The organism is Salinivibrio sp. SS3 (assembly GCF_001722105.1).
GTDB classification, from domain to species: Bacteria; Pseudomonadota; Gammaproteobacteria; order Enterobacterales; family Vibrionaceae; genus Salinivibrio; species Salinivibrio kushneri.
Genome location: NZ_MEBQ01000043.1, coordinates 137,702 through 154,090 on the forward strand (window position 1 = coordinate 137,702; position 16,389 = coordinate 154,090).

Annotated in this window: 15 protein-coding genes; 8 read left to right on the plus strand and 7 right to left on the minus strand. The window is 50.9% G+C overall.

The genetic code is table 11. The features are described from left to right. Positions 1-117: 117 nt before the first annotated feature. Together BGL48_RS12450 and BGL48_RS12455 are read right to left on the minus strand one after the other, a co-directional pair. Entirely contained in the window at positions 118-681 is a 564-nt protein-coding gene (locus BGL48_RS12450) for a PhnA domain-containing protein (protein ID WP_069362937.1), read from the minus strand. A 186-nt stretch (positions 682-867) separates the two neighbouring features. Then, on the minus strand, positions 868-2,259 hold the full coding sequence (locus BGL48_RS12455; RefSeq protein ID WP_069362938.1) for an L-cystine transporter: 1,392 nt from the start codon (positions 2,257-2,259) through the stop codon (positions 868-870). A gap of 406 nt (positions 2,260-2,665) precedes the next feature. Between BGL48_RS12455 and BGL48_RS12460 the strand changes: the two genes are divergently transcribed. Together BGL48_RS12460 and BGL48_RS12465 are read left to right on the plus strand one after the other, a co-directional pair. Then, positions 2,666-3,298, plus strand: coding sequence for a TetR/AcrR family transcriptional regulator (locus tag BGL48_RS12460; protein WP_069362939.1), 633 nt, complete (start codon positions 2,666-2,668; stop codon positions 3,296-3,298). A gap of 84 nt (positions 3,299-3,382) precedes the next feature. Beyond that, entirely contained in the window at positions 3,383-4,288 is a 906-nt protein-coding gene (locus tag BGL48_RS12465; RefSeq protein ID WP_069363150.1) for an alpha/beta hydrolase, read from the plus strand. A 25-nt stretch (positions 4,289-4,313) separates the two neighbouring features. On the opposite strand, the gene BGL48_RS12470 is transcribed toward BGL48_RS12465, so the two are convergent. Further along, positions 4,314-5,666, minus strand: a complete 1,353-nt coding sequence (locus BGL48_RS12470) for a TldD/PmbA family protein (RefSeq protein WP_069362940.1) — start codon at positions 5,664-5,666, stop codon at positions 4,314-4,316. Further along, positions 5,663-7,051 carry a TldD/PmbA family protein gene (locus BGL48_RS12475; RefSeq protein ID WP_069362941.1) on the minus strand — a complete coding sequence of 463 codons (1,389 nt, stop codon included), beginning with the start codon at positions 7,049-7,051 and terminating at the stop codon, positions 5,663-5,665. The genes BGL48_RS12470 and BGL48_RS12475 overlap by 4 nt, the downstream gene beginning before the upstream one ends. A 212-nt stretch (positions 7,052-7,263) precedes the next feature. Between BGL48_RS12475 and BGL48_RS12480 the strand changes: the two genes are divergently transcribed. Continuing rightward, the gene (locus BGL48_RS12480) at positions 7,264-8,235 is read left to right on the plus strand and encodes a CobW family GTP-binding protein (protein ID WP_069362942.1); all 972 of its coding nucleotides are present in this window, start codon (positions 7,264-7,266) and stop codon (positions 8,233-8,235) included. Between the two features lie 99 nt (positions 8,236-8,334). Here the strand turns inward: BGL48_RS12480 and BGL48_RS12485 are convergent, their stop codons facing one another. Further along, positions 8,335-9,483 carry an acyl-CoA desaturase gene (locus BGL48_RS12485; protein WP_069362943.1) on the minus strand — a complete coding sequence of 383 codons (1,149 nt, stop codon included), beginning with the start codon at positions 9,481-9,483 and terminating at the stop codon, positions 8,335-8,337. Positions 9,484-9,767: 284 nt separating this feature from the next. On the opposite strand from BGL48_RS12485, the gene BGL48_RS12490 reads away from it, so the two are divergent. The 3 genes from BGL48_RS12490 to BGL48_RS12500 all read left to right on the plus strand — a co-directional run bounded on the left by BGL48_RS12490 (position 9,768) and on the right by BGL48_RS12500 (position 12,931). Then, positions 9,768-11,327: a hypothetical protein gene (locus BGL48_RS12490; RefSeq protein WP_069362944.1), complete on the plus strand. Its 1,560-nt coding sequence runs from the start codon at positions 9,768-9,770 to the stop codon at positions 11,325-11,327. Positions 11,328-11,457: 130 nt separating this feature from the next. After that, positions 11,458-12,459, plus strand: a complete 1,002-nt coding sequence (locus BGL48_RS12495; RefSeq protein ID WP_069362945.1) for a response regulator — start codon at positions 11,458-11,460, stop codon at positions 12,457-12,459. A 4-nt stretch (positions 12,460-12,463) separates the two neighbouring features. Next, positions 12,464-12,931: a PAS domain-containing protein gene (locus BGL48_RS12500; RefSeq protein WP_069362946.1), complete on the plus strand. Its 468-nt coding sequence runs from the start codon at positions 12,464-12,466 to the stop codon at positions 12,929-12,931. A 28-nt stretch (positions 12,932-12,959) separates the two neighbouring features. Here BGL48_RS12500 and BGL48_RS12505 read toward each other — a convergent pair whose 3' ends face one another. Together BGL48_RS12505 and BGL48_RS12510 are read right to left on the minus strand one after the other, a co-directional pair. After that, positions 12,960-14,525, minus strand: a complete 1,566-nt coding sequence (locus BGL48_RS12505; RefSeq protein WP_176719670.1) for a sensor domain-containing diguanylate cyclase — start codon at positions 14,523-14,525, stop codon at positions 12,960-12,962. 143 nt (positions 14,526-14,668) lie between these two features. Then, positions 14,669-15,472, minus strand: coding sequence for a M48 family metallopeptidase (locus BGL48_RS12510; RefSeq protein ID WP_069363151.1), 804 nt, complete (start codon positions 15,470-15,472; stop codon positions 14,669-14,671). A 190-nt stretch (positions 15,473-15,662) separates the two neighbouring features. On the opposite strand from BGL48_RS12510, the gene BGL48_RS12515 reads away from it, so the two are divergent. Together BGL48_RS12515 and BGL48_RS12520 are read left to right on the plus strand one after the other, a co-directional pair. After that, positions 15,663-16,124, plus strand: a complete 462-nt coding sequence (locus BGL48_RS12515; protein ID WP_069363152.1) for a hotdog fold thioesterase — start codon at positions 15,663-15,665, stop codon at positions 16,122-16,124. Continuing rightward, positions 16,114-16,338, plus strand: a complete 225-nt coding sequence (locus tag BGL48_RS12520) for a DUF3389 family protein (RefSeq protein ID WP_069362948.1) — start codon at positions 16,114-16,116, stop codon at positions 16,336-16,338. The genes BGL48_RS12515 and BGL48_RS12520 overlap by 11 nt, the downstream gene beginning before the upstream one ends. Positions 16,339-16,389: the final 51 nt, after the last annotated feature.

A 16,389-nucleotide genomic window follows, 5' to 3' on the forward strand; every position in this document is an offset into this window, starting at 1 on the left:
TAGGTTTAAAAATAGCGATGAGGAAGGCGTGACGTTTTACAGTGTAAACTGTGCGGAGGCGTGATTAACGCGGCGCCGCCAGGACGCCGCGTTGGAGTATCAAGACAGTCCACCTATTTATTTACGGCGGCAGAACTCCGCAATCACAAACAGGGTTTGGCCGTTGACTTTGCCCTGTACATGGGTCGGATCGTCGGTCAAATTGATGCCGCGGATCACGGTGCCTTGTTTGATCACTTGGCTTGAGCCTTTAACGGGCAAATCTTTAATTACGGTCACGTCGTCGCCTTTTTGCAGTGCGACACCGTTAGCGTCCAGCACTTTGACTTCTTCGATATCTTGCCCCGTTTCTGCCCACTTACGGACATCGTCTTCCATGTACATCATGTCGAGATTATCTTGCGCCCAGCTTTCACTAGAAAGACGAGAAAGTTGGCGATAGGCAACCACTTGAACCGCAGGCTCTTGGCTCCACATGCTCTCGCTTAGACAACGCCAGTGGTTCACATCGATATTGTCTGGATGTTGAAGCTGATCGTGACACGTGCCACAAACCAATACGCAACTGTTTGCTGTGGTGTCGGGCGAGTAAGGGACGTCATACACAGATAAGTTGTCTTGGCTGGCGCATAGTTCACATTGGCCGCCACTGCGCGCCTGAAGCGTTTGTTCAATACTCATGTTTTATCTCACAACGGGCAGGAATGTCCCTGCATTAACAATCAGGCAGAGTGTAATCGCTGACATAAATTCTTACAAGTTATAAGGGATTGAATCAGCGAATAGAGTGGCTATATATGTCGAGTAACGCAAAAACAAAAATGCCACGCAAACGCGTGGCATTGTCTCAATGAAGGTCGCGTAACGTTAGGCGTTAGCCGAGTCTTGCTTTACCACTTCATGGTGATCGAAAACATTTTTATCTTGGCCACCGGTTAAACGCGAGGTAAGGGTACCGGCTGTCATTGAGCCGCTCACGTTTATGGCAGTACGACCCATATCAATCAAAGGCTCGATAGAAATGAGCAAGCCGGCAAGCGCAACAGGCATATCCAATGCTGAGAGCACGATCAGTGCCGCAAAGGTGGCGCCACCGCCTACACCGGCAATGCCGAATGAGCTTACGGTGACAATCGCAACCAAGGTGGCGATAAAGCCCGGATCGAGTGGGTTGATACCAATGGTGGGCGCAATCATCACCGCCAGCATGGCAGGATACAGACCGGCACAGCCATTTTGCCCCATGGTGGCACCAAATGAGGCAGAGAAATTGGCGCTGGCCGGGTCGTTACCCAAGTTCTTCATTTGTGAATCGATATTGAGCGGAATCGTGGCCGCGCTTGAGCGAGACGTAAAGGCGAATGTCAGCACCGGGAGCACTTTTTTCAGATATTGAATTGGGCTCATACCAACAAGGCCAATCAATACCAGATGCATCACTAGAATGGCACCTAAGCCCACATAGGAGGCGGCGACAAAATTGGCCAGCTCAAGAATTTCACTGACGTTTGAGCCAGCCACCACTTTGGTCATTAGAGCCAAAATACCATAAGGCGTGAGGCCGATGATCATACGTACGAGCGTGCGCACTAACTCCTGAGCCACATCCATAAAGCGTTCAAAACGCTCGCCAAGTTCAGGCTGAGTGCGTGAAAGCGCTACACCGGCTATACCCACTAGCGCAGAGAAAATCACCACAGCGATGGTCGAGGTAGGACGGCTACCGGCCAAATCCGCAAATGGATTTTGTGGGAAGAAAGAGATAATCATATCAGCCAAAGATAAGTCTTCGACTGAGCCCAAGCGTTGCTCTAGAGCGGCCCCACGTGCCATCTCTCGTGCACCTTGCACGATATCTTGCGCTGATAGCCCAAACAAGTTGCTAACCAGCACACCAATGAGCGCGGAAGTAGCGGTGGTGGCAAGTAAAATGCCGATGTTTAAGCTAGAGATTTTGCCTAGAGAACCTGAGTCTTTCACTTTCAAAATCGCGCCAATAATCGACACGGTGATCAACGGCATGATGATCATTTTGAGTAGGCTGACATAACCGGAGCCGACGATATTGATGTAGTTAATGGTTTCGCGCGTGATAGCGCCGTCAGCACCGTATAACGCTTGCAGCGCAGCACCGAACGCAACCCCCATGCCGAGGCCGGTAAACACGCGTGTGGATAAGGATTTTTGTTGCTTGTGCAATTTGACAAGCATCGCCAGCAGCAGCGCAAAAGCAATCAGGTTTAAAAGGATAACTGTCATAATCGGCGTTCCAACCTAGAGAATTATAATGATTTGAGTGCCTAACCCCGTTTAAACGTATTAAAGAGTTAGTGATTGGTTGGCATCATATGCCGGAAGGTGCATGCAATGAAGACCTATGTCACATTATTACTAGATAAAAAAAGCACTTGTTAAAACTAAAAAGAATATGGAATGTGGTTTCAGCAATTTTTGTCGATAAATTGCGCAACCTCATGAAAATGCGCTTTCTTACACACCTTACGGTGGTGGAGAAGGCAAACAGATCCACATATCGACTGGATAAAAACGAACGTTCGTACTATTAATAGATAGACGGTTGCGGTAAGGTAATAAACGTTGACTGCCAAGGTGTCCTGGCGTAGTCATTTGGTTTTTAGCAATCCGTTTTTGAAGGTTTAATGAGATGGGCGTATCTAGTGAACCGACGTACTCGCTCTCGAAACGTGAGCAAACCAGGTTGCGTATTCTCGAAGCCGCGTTTGAGTCAGCCAGCGTGTATGGATTGGAAAGCTTGACGATTGGTAGCTTGGCGCGCGACGTAAAAATGTCAAAAAGCGGGCTATTTGCCCATTTCAACTCGCGTGAAAACTTACAAATCGCGGTGGTGCATTTTGCCGGTGATCGCTTTGTCGAGCGGGTGATTAGCCCGATTCGTGAAGCTGACCATGCGAGTATTGAGGCCAAATTGCAACATTTGCTGCGTAATTGGATGGGTTGGCATCAGCACTTTCAGGGTCAGTGCTTATTTTTAGATGCGTGGCATGAGCAGCGTGCGAGCAATGATCCCATCCATCAGGCGTTGCAGCATGTTACCCGTCAGTGGCTCGACTACCTAGCCGCACAGTTTGAAAAGGGCAAGCAAGCCGGCGAATTTCGCGCCGACCTTGATACCTGGCAAGCTGTCTATCAGTTGTATGGGCACTATTTGAGTAGCCAGTTATTTCTGCGTTTGTCACTCGAATCGCCGGAAGGGACACGCTTTTGGCATGGTGTCGAGCAGTTGCTCGCGCAAAGCCGCCGCGAATGTTCCCGATAAGAATGAACATTGTGTCGGTATCGAACCAACGATATTTTTCAGCATAAAAACGAACACTCGTTCGATTTTAAGGATTCAATGACCATGAGTAAAAAAGTGTATTTTTCAACGCCGGGCCGCTTTAGCGCCAAACGTTCTCTCGTGGGGGCGGTGAGCCGGTGTCATCACCGCTTGGCACCTCGTCATGCTAAAAAAGTCGCACGAAAACTCTTTCTCACCCCAACACGCAGTCCTATGGTGAACGCAGAGCCTGAAGGCGTGGTGCGCTCTCGAGTGCAAAGCCAAGAAGGAGAGCTACAAATGTATAGCCTTGGCGCTGGGCCAACCTGGTTGCTGACGCATGGTTGGTCGGGATCCGCCAGTCAGTTCTTTCCACTCATGGCACATATCGCGTCACTAGGCTTTCGTACGGTCGCATTTGATCATCCAGCACACGGTCAAAGTGGCGGGGAAGAAAGCCACATTCCCGGCTTTGTGCAGGCGATCAATGATGTATTAGATCAAGTCGATAATGTGTCTGGGGTGATTGCGCATAGTATGGGCGCTGCCGCGGTGTTGGAAAGCGAGCACCCTCAGGTGGATGATTTACCGCTCTTTTTGGTCGCCCCCGTGCTGAATTATCGCGAGAATTTATATGCCACAGTCCGAAAATCGGGGTATTCACTGAAGCTGTTTGATGAAATTGTCCAAGAAGTGGGTGAGCAGCACGGTTATCCCATCGAGACCATTGAGCCGCTAGAAAAATTGTCGCGCCGCCGCCATCCGGTGGTGATTGCCCACGACAAAAATGATCGTTTTGCCTCCTTTGCCGTCACCGAAAAAGCCACTGACTACCCGCATGTGACTGTGCTAGCCACCGAAGGGTTAGGGCATGGGCGTATTCTTACCAGTGACGTCGCCATGCAGGCATTTACCGACTTAGCGGCGAAGATGAACCCCGCGGTACAAAGTGTTGAAGCACAAACTGAGAATAAAAAGGCATCGGTCTAAGCCGATGCCTTTGGAGGGTTCGCCATTACTCGCCGGCGATGGATAAGCGGGCGAAGCGGATGCGTGGCGCGAAGAAGGCGCCATCATAGTTGGGTAACACGGTATTGCCGATAGCATCTATCTCATTGAGCATGGTATAGAAGTTACCGGCCACTGTGATCCCGCGAACCGGACGAACGCGTTTTCCCTCTCGGCAAACAAACCCACTTGCACCGAAAGAGAAATCGCCACTGATGGCATTCGCGCCTGAATGCACACCTTGTAGTGACACCAACTCAAGGTATTCACCGGCATGCACGTCCGCATCACTGTGTTGACCTGCGGCAATCACATCATGACGAGACGTAACATCCAAACCGCCCTTGGGACTGCGGCCCGCGTTCGCCGTATGGGGAACACCAAAATGCTGTGCTGTGGCGCTGTTGTGTAAAAAGCCGACTAAGACGCCGTTTTCAATCAAAGGCGTGTCGGCGGTGGCAAAGCCTTCGCTATCAAAGGCTTTAATACGCATCCCGCCATCAAGTCTTGCCACATCGGTGATGGTGAGCGCCGTATCTGCAACGGACTTGCCGACTTTTTCACGCCACGGGTTAGTCCCGCGCTTAGCGGCATCGCCGGAGAAGCAGCTGCCAAAGGCGCCCAGCAATTCGCTGAGACAATCATGCTCAAAAATCACCGGATACGAACCCGTTTTCACTGGGCCACCCTCGAGCAAGGCGTCAGCGGTTTGGTAGGCCAGTTGGGTCGCATGGGCGAGATCTAGGTCAGCAAAGCGGCGTGATACTGACGCGCCCAGATGCATCGCTTGCTTACCGTCGTGATTGAGCAGTGCTGCGGTGTAGCAACTAAAGCTACGCTCACTGTGATAGCAGCGCGTGCCTAGAGTATTGGCAAGCAACTGATATTGGGTTTGCTCACTGTACCCATTGTAGGGCGCACCCGTTGCGCGGGGTTGACTGACTACATCTTGCTCAAGGGCAAGCGCTAACGCGATCTTGTCTTCAATCGGCGTGTTATCTACTTGCAGTAAGCTAGGATCTTGCTGAACAATGTGCTGCCCCTCAGCGCGAATTTGCTGATCTGGGTCGGCTTTGGTAAAGCTTGCGTTAGTCAGTGCGGCGTTCACCATGCTGGCCAAACTGTCGCTATCTAGCGATTCTGAGTAGCTGGTGGCAACTTGATCCCCTTTGATGACACGTACGCCAATCACTTGACCGGCGGTGACTTTGTGCTCAGAGAGATCGCCTTGGTCGGCTTTGAGTGACAAGCTTTCGCTGGCATTGGCAATCACGTCAGCTTGCGCCTCTTGCTGTTTCACCAAGCTGAGGACCTGATCGACGGCATCGCTTAGGGTTGCTTTAATGGTTGGCTCACTCATGCGTTACCGCCTCCTACTAGAATGTTATCGACTTTCAATGCAGGTTGGCCCACCGTGGTGGGGACGGCGCCGCTCACCGAACCACACATGCCGGCGGCAAGAGCAAGATCTTTGCCGACCATGCTGATTTCTTTAAGCACCTTAGGCCCCGTACTGATTAAGGTGGCAGATTTGAGTGGCGCGGTGATTTGGCCATCTTCTACCAAATAGGCTTCTTGCACCGCAAAGTTAAACTCGCCGGTGCCGGGCTGTACTGAGCCACCCCCCATTTTCTTGGCATAGATGCCACGCTCCATCGAGCCAATCATGGCGTCTAAGCTGTCGTTACCGGGCTCAATAAAGGTGTTTCGCATCCGCGAGGTCGGTGCGAATTTATAAGACTCACGTCGGCCAGAGCCGGTGCGCGCATAACCGGTTTTCAGGCTACCCATGTGATCGACCATAAACGAGGTGAGCTTACCGTCTTTGATCAACTGGGTATGCTGGGTTTCCATGCCTTCATCATCGATGTTGATTGAGCCCCACGCATTCGCCAAGGTGCCATCGTCCACCGCACTCACCACGGGGCTGGCAATCATTTCGCCCATTTGGTCATGGAAGACGGAGGCCTGTTTCGCCACCGAGGTGGTTTCTAACAAGTGGCCACAGGCTTCGTGGAAAATCACGCCACCAAAACCGTTGCCAATCACCACCGGCATTTCGCCTGATGGACAGGCTTGGGCACCAAGCTTAACCAGCGCCTGCCGTGCCACACGCTCGCCCATCTCAACCGGGTCGATATCCTGGTGGAATTCCCAGCCTGTGAGCGCACCGGGAGCATCAAAGCCCGTTGACTGCTCTTCACCGTTCGTGGCGACCGCTGTAGCGGCAATACGCGTGTAGTGACGGGTATCTGTGACATGCAGGCCATGAGAGTTAAAAATCTCGACTTGTTGCTCACGTTGGCCAACACGACCAATAATTTGGGCAATTTTATCGCTCTCGGCACGAATGCGCGTATCTACTTGGCGTAAGAACGCCACTTTATCGGCCACATGTTGATCAGACGATAACGGCTCAGACACGGGGTGCTTGTCATTTAAATGGGATAAATTGAGCGGCCCAGCGGTGGCAATTTGATCGCGCTTGTCGCGCGCGCACAGCAAGCTGGTGACTTTTTTCAATTGTTCTTCATCGCGGCTGTTGGTATAGCCATAAAGCACTTTATGACCGAAGAACAACCGGATACCAATACCAAAATCAATCCCTGAGCTCACTTTATCCACCTCACCAGACAACAGCTCTACGTTGCCTGAGTGATGGCGTTCGACAAAGAGTTCGGCGAAATCCGCGCCTAAAAACAGAGCATGGTCAATCACCGACTTTGCCGTTGATGGATTCAGCATACTTCCTCCTAAGAAGTGTGTTAGCGAACCTCTTATTCTACCAAGCTTTTATTGGTAATGATCACCACTTGCAGTGAGTGCATGATATTTCATCATTTTTTGTGCCATTCACTGAGCTACACATGGACACGTTCCATGCGTGTGACCAAAAGGCGACGCGTGTGGCGCAATCCGTTACACTACGCCGATACAAGTAAGGAGCGGATAGAATCATGAGTCAGATCGCAGCCAACATTATCACTGGGTTTCTTGGCGTGGGGAAAACCACGGCGATTCGTCATTTATTAGCGAATAAACCCGAACATGAACGTTGGGCTATCTTGGTGAACGAATTTGGTGAGGTGGGTGTCGATGGCGCTATCCTCTCTGAACAAGGCGCGCTGGTAAAGGAAGTGCCGGGCGGATGCATGTGTTGTGTGGCTGGCTTACCCATGATGGTGGGGCTAAATACCTTGCTCGCCGAGCAGCCGGATCGGATTTTGATTGAGCCGACGGGACTGGGTCATCCTAAAGACATTATCGGTAAGCTGACTCAGCCGCCTTTCGATACCACCTTGTCGCTGGGCGCGACTATTACTTTGGTGGATCCGCGCTGTATTGATGATGTGCGCTATCGTGAAAATCAAAACTTTCATGATCAAATCGCGCTCGCGGATGTGGTGGTGGCCAACAAGCTTGACCAGTGTAGTGAGGCGCAAATCGCCACCTTTTATGATTATGTCGCCGCGTTTGATGGCGAGAAAAGCTTGGTTACCGGCGTTGAACAGGGCGCGCTCGAGACCGCGTGGCTTGCGTTACCGCGTCACGCTCGTCAAGCGCACTATCATCACCATCACAATGATGCCGAGCCCATGACCACGTTAGCACTGGGTCCGGACGATACCTATACCCGCAAAGAGAACCAAGGGCAGGGCTATGTCAGCTGCGGCTGGTTGTTTGCCGCGCACTGTTGCTTTCCGTTTGATGCTTTATACGGACTATTGAGCAACATCAACGCCCAACGGATTAAAGCAGTGGTCAATACTGACGAGGGTTTTTACGCGTTTAACGTCGCCAATCAGGTGGTTACTGTGACGCCTATGTCGATTGAATACGCCGAGTCGCGCATCGAAGTGATCGATACCGACGCCTTACCGTGGGATGAGCTGGAGTCGATTCTGCTCTCTTTCCTGACCTCGTCCTAATAAAGGATATAAACAGATCTTGCCAGCGGTGCGTCCGTGCCCGCTAAAAAAAAACCGGCCCAAGTGGCCGGTTTGGTGTGTGTCGCGTGCTCGTCGCGTCTAGCTAGCATATTTGGCGGTAAGCACCTGCCAGCTGCGTTTTTGTTGCTGAAAACGCACCTTTAAATCTTGGTATTGCTGGGTTAGCTCGGCGTTTTCGACTTTTTCGCGCAGCTTGTCACGCTCGAGCGCTAACAGCTGTTTTTTCAGTGTGTAGTAGTCCGCCATTTTGGCGACCAAGGCATCATATTCTTGTTGCAAGATTTGCAGACGATGCGACGCGTGTGGCTTGTCACTAAGCTGTTGCGTGATGCGCTGCAATTGCATGGTCGCTCGCGCCTTTTCAATCTTCTCTTCGGGGGTCACGCGCAGCTTTTCCGCGAGACCCAGCCAAGAAGCGGTTTTGATCAGCCATTTGGTAGGATCAAACTGCCACCAGCGAATGCCATTGCGGTAGTCATTCTCAAAGATATGGTGAAAGTTGTGGTAGCCCTCGCCAAAGGTCATCAAGGCGAGCACGCCATTATCCCGCGCGGTGTTCTTATCGGTATAAGGTTGGCTGCCCCACACATGCGCCAACGAGTTAATGAAAAAGGTGGTGTGGTGGCTTAGCACTAATCGAGTAAAGCCGACCAGTAAGATAGCGCCCCAAACATCGCCATGGAGCAAACCAAAGGCGATGGGGAAGCCAAAGTTGGTGGCTAGTGTTAGCGCAAGGTAGTGCTTGTGTTGCCACATCACGATCTTGTCTTTTTGCAGATCGCGGCAGTTGCTGTAATCACCGTAACGGTTGGGGTGGTACTCTCGTAACATCCAACCAAGGTGTGAGAACCAAAAGCCGCGCTTAGCGGAATAGGGATCAACATCGTTGTCATCGACATGGCGGTGGTGAATGCGGTGATCCGACGACCAATGAAGCGCACTGTTTTGCAGTGCAAACGCCCCACCAATGGCGAAGATAAAGCGCAGCACCGGATGGGCTTGATAGGTTTTGTGGGCCCACAACCGGTGATAGCCGGCGGTGATCGACAGGCCACAAAAGCTAAACGCAACAATCAGCGCGGTCATTTGCACCCAATCAAAGCCGTGATGCCACGCCCACAATGGTGTTCCTATCACTGCAATCAAAAACGTGAGGGTAAACACGCTAATGTTTAACCAGATTAAGCGTGGTTTCTGAGGGGGAGAGGTTGAAGCCTTGGTATCCATAACTCGTCATCTTCATTTAAGCGTACACTTGTACGCTAGAATAGATGCGTGCTATCGCTTGGTCAAGCATCCACCGTCGCCTTTGTGGGCAAAAGTGTTTCAGGGTTTGTCCCGGCTTGCCAAGTCAATGGAAGCGCTCTACTTTTTAACATCACCCAAAGGGGTCATGTCTTTAATGGCCGACGCTTCCGAACGGTATAGTTTTCCGCGCTGATGTCGATACCATAATAGATGCCTGAGCACGTATTGATATCTGTGAACGATTAACACAAGGTTAGGAAACGATGATGTCCTATCCGGCTATTCCGCATTTTGTCAAAGCGATGGGCCACCGCGTGGTGAGCTACATCCTGAATGTGACAGAAGCGGAAGGCCGCTTAATTTTGATGCAAAAGCTGGGTTTGAGCCGGATTCAGCGCGACACACTCAATCAATATATTGAGCTTTGTCGCCACTTACGTGTGTCTGCAGTGGAGCAAGGAGAAAGTGAACAGTCCTTCTTCTATCGGTTGCCGCACGTGATGCAAAATGGACGCCACGTCTTTAATGTCTGGCGTGCGCAACAGGGTGGTGAGCTGGCGACGCGAATTAATAGTTCGGACCCTTTAACCAGTGCGTTTTGCCAACTGGCGGGTGAACTTTATCCTTTATTTTTGATTAAAGCTGGACAGCGGCCGCACCTTTTTTACCGAGGGGCTGGTTATCTCACCGCGGCGATTGAGCAATTTCCGGTCAGTAAGCAGGTTCAAAAACGTATGGCTGCTGACCCTGCTCTGTCTCGCTTATTCACAACGTCGGGGAAAGAGCCGCAGCAAACCTGCGGCGACTACAAAGATGCCAGTGGCCACCGCGGCGTGGTTAGTTTGGCCAGTTTACCCGTGTCGATTCTGGTTAATAGCTATGACTTGATGCGCATTCGCGGGGTTGTTAGCCCTGATACGTTCGTGGAAACCGTGCAAGAAATGCTGGAGATGGCACGTAGCTTAGCTGATGGCGAAGTCGCTCATATTCCGATGTTTGTGGGCTTTCGCAATGCGGCACTCACCAATTTGGCTGAATTGGATACGAAATGGGGCAGTGTGCGCCGCTATACCCCTGGGATTGCGGAATATGTTCTACAGGCGGCGCGTCTAATGGCCAAACGTCGCGATAACGGGTTCATGCTCGAGTCGGGTTATGCGTTTGCGATTAACTTTGGTGATTTTCTAGAGGACGATGATTGGCCTGAAGAGGTATTAGATGCCGAGACGGAACAACAAACCACTGAGCTGAATATTGTTTTGTGTATGGCGCTTTGCTATCTCGGGGAGCATAAGGCTTTTGTTGCCCCCGAATGGGTGTGGCGCATCGATCCTTTCTCGCTTGATAATCGGCGCCAAGACTTTGGTTCGGTAGCAGAAACGGACGACCCGGTGGCGATCAGTGAGACAGACTTAGTTGATATTGAACGCTGGAGTATGCTGGTGGATGACACCGACTCGCGTGGTATTCGCTTGGCTATGTCTCGTCTTTATAATGCGGCGAAAAAGCCAGATACACAAGACGCATTGGTGGATGTGATTATTGCGCTGAGAAATATTTTTGCCGCGAGTGAAGATATCACCCCGATAAAAAAGGCCTTGAGCCATATCCTTGCGCCAGGGAGAGACATTACTATGGTCGATAGGTTTGCCGAGGATTGGCAAGCGTTAATCACGGGTGAATTTGACGACTCGCCTGAGATCATCAGCGAAAAAGTGTACCAATGCGTTCAGCTTTGTTTGACATGTTTGCATTATTTTTACTTGCATGCCCCCAACCTGATCAGTCGCTCAGATCGCCTTACTCATTTATGCCAGAGATAAAAGTAGCCTCCTGATATCAAAAGAATCATCGCATTTTGACTGGTTTGCCCTCATTCCTCGCTATCTTGGTTTATGCTTACAGTGTTAACCCAGCCACACTCTCAGCAAAGAAGTCGGAAAGGAGAGGCTTTTGACCACACAAATACTGATCACTGACGATTCTGCGCTTGCGCGCAAGCAGCTAGCGCGAACACTCCCCGATGATTTGGACGCCGATGTACATTTTGCCGAAAATGGTAACGTGGCGTTGGACGTCTTAAGGAGTCAGCCGATCGACATCATGTTTCTTGATTTGACGATGCCGGAACTTGATGGATACCAAACGCTCGAAGCAATGCAAGAAGCCGGGATGACGGTGCCTGTCGTGGTGGTCTCAGGCGACATTCAGCCGCTTGCTCAGCAGCAAGTGCTGGAGCGGGGCGCGAAAGACTTTGTTAAAAAGCCCATCAGTCGTGAGCGCGTCGACGCATTAATCAAAGCGTATTTATCCACTGCCTCTGCGTCAGAGACCAAGCGTTCACACGCGCCAACAGAAAAACTCAGTCGCCGAGATATTTACATGGAAGTGGTGAATATTGCCATGGGGCAGGCAGCAGATAAACTTGCCCGACATTGTGGGGTGTTCGTCCACATGCCGCTGCCACAGGTGAACGTGTTTGAAGTGACTGAGCTGACCATGACTATCCGGCACTTGGCACAATCAAATACTATGAACGGTGTGTGTCAGGGCTTTAGTGGGGAAGGGATCGCTGGCGAAGCACTGATGCTGATCAGTGATTCCAGTATTACCGAGATGGTGAAATTGCTGGACTATCCCGAGGATGGGTCGGTCGACAACGAGCTCGAATTGCTGGTAGATATTAGCAATATTCTGATTAGTGCCTTTTTAAAGGGCTTAGGCGATCAAGGCGCGTTAGAGTTTTCGCAAAGCTATCCGGCGCTCTTGGGTCAGCACGCTGAAGTGGATCAGTTGATAGCGGCGATGAAAGGGTCTTGGAAACGCACAGTAACCATTGAGGTGAGCTATCAGATAGACGGAACAGATATAAAATGCGATTTGTTACTATTGCTACTGGATGAGTCTTTGCCGCTGCTCGATGCGAAGTTGGCCTACCTAATGGATGAGGAGTAATGCGATGAGCACAGAAGATTTTGACCAATTCCATTGGATGCTCGACATGGTACAGCACATCGACATGGGATTGATTGTGTTAGACAGAGACTTCCATATCCAAATGTGGAATGGCTTTATGGTTCACCATAGCGGTAAACACGCCAAAGACGTGCAAAACCGCTCGTTATTCGAGGTGTTTCCGGAGATCAATGAGCCTTGGTTTCGTGCCAAGTCGCAACCCGTGTTCGATCTCCGTTGTCGCAGTTTTATTGTCTGGCAGCAACGCCCGTATTTGTTCCGTTGTCGTCATGTTCGCCCGATCACCGGTCAGCTCCCCTTTATGTATCAAAACGTCACCATGCACCCAATGGCGAATACGCGGGGTGAGGTCAATCACATGTTTATCTCCATCCAGGATGTGACTAATGAGGCGTTGGCGAGCCAAACGCCGCGTGCCACAGCACCATCACAACAAGCCGCGCAAAAATAAGTATCTCAAAATAGTCAACTGTGAGTGTCTAGAGTGATTGTTTCCCGCGGTTGTTACTCGTGGTTGCATGATTATCAGGGTCACAGACGGCATAAGTGCCGCCTTTTAGTGATTTCTTCGCATAATACATGGCGGCATCTGAGCAATTGAGCAGCTGTTCGACCGATTCTCCATGATCTGGATAGCAAGCGATACCGATGCTGGCGGAAAGGTGTGCGTGTTGCTGGTCATCTATTGCAAATGGCTGATTGAGACTCGAGATAATTTTCTCGGCGACGCGTGCTGCGTCTTCTGAGTGGCTGGTATATTCTAAAATCACCGCGAATTCGTCGCCGCCCAGGCGAGCGAGGGTGTCCGAATTACGGATACTCTGTCCCATCCGTTCGGTGGTTTCAATGAGCACACTGTCACCGGCATCATGGCCGTGGGTATCGTTTATTTTCTTAAAGCCATCGAGATCGATAAACAGTAGGGCAAAATGTGCGCCCTGTTGGCGTGCTTGCGTCAGCACAATATCCGCGCGCTGCTTAAACGCAACACGGTTGAGGGCACCTGTCAGGGTGTCGGTATGCGCCATGTGCTCAAATTGCAGATAAAGACGCTTGGTTTCGTTGATATCTTGGTGGGTGCCCGCCATGCGAATCGGGTTGTGGTCGCGATCCCACTCCATGATTTTGCCTTTTGCCAAAATCCAGACCCAAAAACCCTCTTTATGTAGCATACGAAATTCGCACTCATAAAAAGGGTTAGTGTCGCTGAAGGCGGCATCAAGCTCGTTAGACGCGCGCGCGAAGTCGTCGCTATGACAAAGCTTTTCCCAGGTTTCAAAGGAAGCGGGCATTAGCTCGTGCTGTTGATAACCCAAAATTTCTGCCCAGCGCTCGTTAATGACCAGTTCTCCGCTAGGGATATGCCACTCCCAAGTGCCCACATGGGTGCCGCGGATTATTTCATCTAAGCGCTTACGCTCCAATTGCCGCTCATACTCGGTGCGTCGTGACTTAGTGAGCACAAACCACATTGTCGCAAGCCCTGCGCCGAGTACAACGATAATCAAGGATGTAAAAATCAGTTGGTCATTTTTTTGCTTGGCAATTTGCTCGGTCTGTTGTGCCACCATTTGCTCGAGTCGATTTTGATAGTGCCACAATGACTCTTGGGTGGCACGATAATCGCTGATATCGGTGATAATTGAAAAAAGGGTTGGCTCATCGTGGTAGACAATAGGTATCGACGACACCCTCACTGTTTTGGTTGTGCCGTCCGATAGCGTATGACTAAAAATGAAATAGCTTCGATCCTCCAATGCCGCCAGCTTACGTTCTTCAGCGATCGCTTCGGGGGACAGCGCATTAATGCTGGCGATATTCATTTGGCTCAGCGTCTGCTGTGAATACCCGTAAAACTCGCTGGCGGCTGGATTAGCCGCTTTTATCTTCCCCGTATCAGTATCAAGGAGCAGCATGACTAATGCATGCTTCTCAAACAGCTGCTCAAAAAGATCGTTTGTCTCTTGTGCCGTTGCGAAGGCAAACGGCACCTGCAACATCAAAAAAAACAAGATGAAAAGCGGCTTCATCACGCGTGTCGTCACTCGTCCTCTAATAAAACTTAAGCGTAACATATAGGTTAATTTTTTGTGTGACGACGACGGGCTGTTCTCACGCTATGACGCGCAGCCCGCGTTTGTATGCAGGCTTTGTGATGATGTTCACTTTGTTAAGGAAATGTTTGTTTTTATTGCGTTGATGGCGGTCGCTGACAGTTTGCAGTTAAGCGATGAGGGATATTGGGCAATTGGCTGACGCCCGTTTGTAACGCGTTAATACGGGTATCAGTTGATGGGTGGGTTGAGAGCAACTCCGGAGGTGCGCCCTTGGACGCTTTTGCCATATTTTGCCACAGGGCAACGCTCGCACTTGGATCGAACCCTGCTTGGTGCATTAATTGCAGGCCAATTTTATCTGACTCTGATTCTTGAGCGCGGTTATAGGGCAGCAAAATACCGACTTGCACGCCAAGTCCTAAACCTGCCATTGCCATGGCGGCATGAGGGCTATCGGATAGAGACATACCAGTAACCGTTAGCCCCAGTGCGGCAAGTTGAGAGCGAGAAAGACGTTCATTACTGTGGTCGGCTAAAACATGACCAATTTCATGACCGATCACCGCGGCTAATTGATCCGAGGTTTGTGCCACATCGAGCAGTCCGGTGTAAACGCCGATTTTGCCGCCGGGAAGGGCAAAGGCGTTAACTTGATCGCTGTCGAATACCACCACTTCCCATTCCGAGAAGTTGGTTTGCGGTGGTACGACTTTTAAGATGGCGTTGGTGACGCATTGCACGTAGGCGTTGATGGCTTGGTCGTCACTGATAGGTTGCGACTTTTTCATCTCCTCAAACGAACGCTGTCCTAGGTTCGCCATGTCATCACCGGAAAAGAGCAATAACTGGTTTCGTCCTGTTGGTGAGTGAGAGCAAGATGAAAGCACGACCATCAGGCATAGAGATAACATGACGGTTTTGGCAGTGCGTAGCATGATCATTTCCTGTATCGTTTTGCGCCACAGTCGCAGTGATTATTAGCAAAGCTATCAGAGTGCTAATGTACTGGCTTCTTGGCTTAACGTCTACTGATGCGCGCAGGCAGCGTTGGGCGCAGCTTGGTAGTCCGCGTTTCGCGCAGCGATTTCGTTTCCATCGGGACAAATGGCAATGGGTGAAAGTATTGTGAGTATTTGGAAAAAAGACATGTCGTTAGTGGGGTTAAATGCCTCTTCAGCCAATACATTGGTCGCGCATTTGGGTATTGAATACACCGCATTTGACGATAACAGCTTAACGGGCACCATGCCGGTGGCCCCGCACACGCATCAGCCGCTGGGTATGCTCCATGGCGGGGCGTCAGTTGTGCTCGCGGAAACATTAGGCTCCTTGGCGGCGAACATGTGTGTGCCGGAAGGAAAGTACTGCGTCGGGTTGGACATCAATGCGAATCATCTGCGTGCGATGCGAGAAGGCACGGTGACTGGCGTAGCAACCCCTGTGCATCTCGGCGCAACTACGCAGGTGTGGAATATCACCATCCAGGATGAACGAGGCCGAGATGTGTGCGTGAGCCGGCTTACGATGGCGGTGCTTAGCGATAAACGCGCCGATAAGCCTTTGGAGGAGCGCGCTAATGGTGGTTGATATCGAGCAAGGTAAGTTGATCGTGACCGCCCATGAGGTGGTGATCAAATTACCCGCAATGAAATTGAGCATGCAGGTGCAATCCGACTCGCTACAGATTATCGCCGACGCCAATGTGCTGGTGGCCGATGCCGGTGATGTCCGTTGGTCACTGCCGTTAAGTGCACAACATATTGCGTTAATTTCAGATATGACGGGCATCCAACCTCAGTAGTCGCCTCACCAACACGTGCCAGTGGCCGCGACCACTGGCACGGTTTGTTTG

Coding starts and splice junctions, on each gene's coding strand:
- BGL48_RS12450 (WP_069362937.1), bottom strand. CDS start 681: ATGAGTATTGAACAAACGCTTCAGGCGCGCAGTGGCGGCCAATGTGAA.
- BGL48_RS12455 (WP_069362938.1), bottom strand. CDS start 2,259: ATGACAGTTATCCTTTTAAACCTGATTGCTTTTGCGCTGCTGCTGGCG.
- BGL48_RS12460 (WP_069362939.1), top strand. CDS start 2,666: ATGGGCGTATCTAGTGAACCGACGTACTCGCTCTCGAAACGTGAGCAA.
- BGL48_RS12465 (WP_069363150.1), top strand. CDS start 3,383: ATGAGTAAAAAAGTGTATTTTTCAACGCCGGGCCGCTTTAGCGCCAAA.
- BGL48_RS12470 (WP_069362940.1), bottom strand. CDS start 5,666: ATGAGTGAGCCAACCATTAAAGCAACCCTAAGCGATGCCGTCGATCAG.
- BGL48_RS12475 (WP_069362941.1), bottom strand. CDS start 7,051: ATGCTGAATCCATCAACGGCAAAGTCGGTGATTGACCATGCTCTGTTT.
- BGL48_RS12480 (WP_069362942.1), top strand. CDS start 7,264: ATGAGTCAGATCGCAGCCAACATTATCACTGGGTTTCTTGGCGTGGGG.
- BGL48_RS12485 (WP_069362943.1), bottom strand. CDS start 9,483: ATGGATACCAAGGCTTCAACCTCTCCCCCTCAGAAACCACGCTTAATC.
- BGL48_RS12490 (WP_069362944.1), top strand. CDS start 9,768: ATGATGTCCTATCCGGCTATTCCGCATTTTGTCAAAGCGATGGGCCAC.
- BGL48_RS12500 (WP_069362946.1), top strand. CDS start 12,464: ATGAGCACAGAAGATTTTGACCAATTCCATTGGATGCTCGACATGGTA.
- BGL48_RS12510 (WP_069363151.1), bottom strand. CDS start 15,472: ATGCTACGCACTGCCAAAACCGTCATGTTATCTCTATGCCTGATGGTC.
- BGL48_RS12520 (WP_069362948.1), top strand. CDS start 16,114: ATGGTGGTTGATATCGAGCAAGGTAAGTTGATCGTGACCGCCCATGAG.